This is a genomic window from Ralstonia pickettii, from assembly GCF_001699815.1.
Taxonomy (GTDB): domain Bacteria; phylum Pseudomonadota; class Gammaproteobacteria; order Burkholderiales; family Burkholderiaceae; genus Ralstonia; species Ralstonia thomasii.
This window is the reverse complement of the sequence record NZ_MCGB01000052.1, coordinates 1-1,848: the sequence shown is the minus strand read 5'-3', so window position 1 is coordinate 1,848 and position 1,848 is coordinate 1. Positions and strand designations below refer to the sequence as shown.

Genomic DNA, 1,848 nt, shown 5'->3' with positions numbered 1-1,848 from the left:
GGGACATCGTCATTGATCGTCATCGTCAACGTGACGAAGACGCGCATCCGGCGCGCCCGAACGCCAGTTCCGCCGCCAGTTCAATACGCGTGATTGCGTAACGGAATCTGCTGCATCGCGACATACAATCCTTCGCTCTTAAAAGAAAAGCATGCGAGGAGATTGTCGATGTCCGTCATCATCGTGCTGGCTGCGCTGGCGTTCCTGATGTTCGCCGCGTATCGCGGCTACAGCGTCATCCTATTTGCACCACTGGCCGCACTCGGCGCGGTGCTGTTGACCGATCCATCGGCTGTGGCGCCGGTGTTCTCCGGCATCTTCATGGAGAAGATGGTCGGCTTCGTCAAACTATATTTCCCTGTGTTTCTGCTCGGTGCCGTGTTCGGCAAGGTGATCGAGCTGTCGGGCTTTTCGCGCTCGATCGTCGCGTCGGTCATCCGCGTGGTGGGGGCCAAGCGGGCGATGCTTTCCATCGTGCTGGTGTGCGCGCTGCTGACGTACGGGGGCGTGTCGCTGTTCGTGGTGGTGTTTGCGGTGTACCCGTTTGCAGCGGAAATGTTCCGCCAGGGCAACATCCCCAAGCGCCTCATCCCGGGCACGATCGCGCTGGGCGCGTTCTCGTTCACGATGGATTCGCTGCCGGGCACGCCCCAGATTCAAAACATCATCCCGACCACGTTCTTCCACACCACCTCTTGGGCCGCGCCGTGGCTGGGTACCATCGGGGCGCTGTTCATCATCGTGGTGGGCATGTCGTATTTGGAATGGCGCCGCCGCGTAGCGCTGCGCAATGGCCATGGCTATGACCACGGCCTGACCAAGCTGGTGAACGAGCCCGAAACCGCCGAGACGGGCACGCTCGCGCATCCGCTCGTCGCGCTGTCGCCGCTGGTGCTGGTGGGCGTGATGAACCTGGTGTTCACGCGCTGGATTCCAGCGTGGTACGGCAAGGTCGTCACCGTTGCGTTGCCCGGCCTGCCCAAGCCGCTCACGGTTGAAGCCGACAAGCTGACCGCGATCTGGGCCGTGGAGGCCGCGCTGTTGATCGGCATCATCGTGGTGCTGGTGTTCGGCTTCCGCGCTGTGAAGGGCCGCTTTGCTGAAGGCAGCAAGGCGGCGGTGTCGGGCGCGCTGCTGGCCGCAATGAACACCGCTTCGGAATACGGTTTCGGTGGCGTGATTGCCACGCTGCCGGGTTTCCTGGTGCTGGCCGAGGGTCTGCGCGCGATCCCGAACCCGCTCGTCAATGAAGCAGTGACGGTGAGCACGCTTGCAGGTATCACCGGTTCCGCGTCGGGCGGCATGAGCATCGCGCTGGCGGCAATGGCCGATCAGTTCGTGCAGGCCGCGCAGGCGACGGGTATTCCGATGGAGGTGCTGCACCGTGTGGCGGCGATGGCCTCGGGCGGCATGGACACGCTGCCGCACAATGGCGCCGTGATCACGCTGCTGGCTGTCACGGGCCTGACGCACCGCGAAGCGTACCGCGATGTGTTCTGCGTGACGATCATCAAGACACTGGCCGTGTTCTTCGTGATTGCCGTGTTCTACGCCACCGGCATCGTCTGACGCAGACGCTGCCGCAATGAAAAAAGCCGACGCGCAAACGTCGGCTTTTTTTCATGGGCGTGACCCGTCCTGAATAAGGTTGACACTTTTTCCCCGCCAGGGAGTGAGGGTCAAGATGGACGGGCAGAAGAAGCGAACGCAGAGGGACTACACGCTGGCTTTTAAGTTGGCAGTGGTTGAGCAGGTGGAAAAAGGCGAGCTGACCTACAAAGAGGCGCAGCGACGCTATGGCATTCAGGGTCGCTCGACGGTGCTGGTATGGTTGCGCAAGCACGGACG

The 1,848-nt window shown here is 62.2% G+C and carries 2 protein-coding genes; both read left to right on the top strand.

The genetic code is table 11. The features are described 5' to 3' along the window. Positions 1-168 precede the first annotated feature (168 nt). Positions 169-1,569, top strand: coding sequence for a GntP family permease (locus tag BEK68_RS07445; RefSeq protein WP_012436292.1), 1,401 nt, complete (start codon positions 169-171; stop codon positions 1,567-1,569). Positions 1,570-1,684: 115 nt separating this feature from the next. Beyond that, positions 1,685-1,848: helix-turn-helix domain-containing protein (locus BEK68_RS07440; RefSeq protein WP_037042226.1), on the top strand; the 164-nt coding region annotated here is incomplete at its 3' end.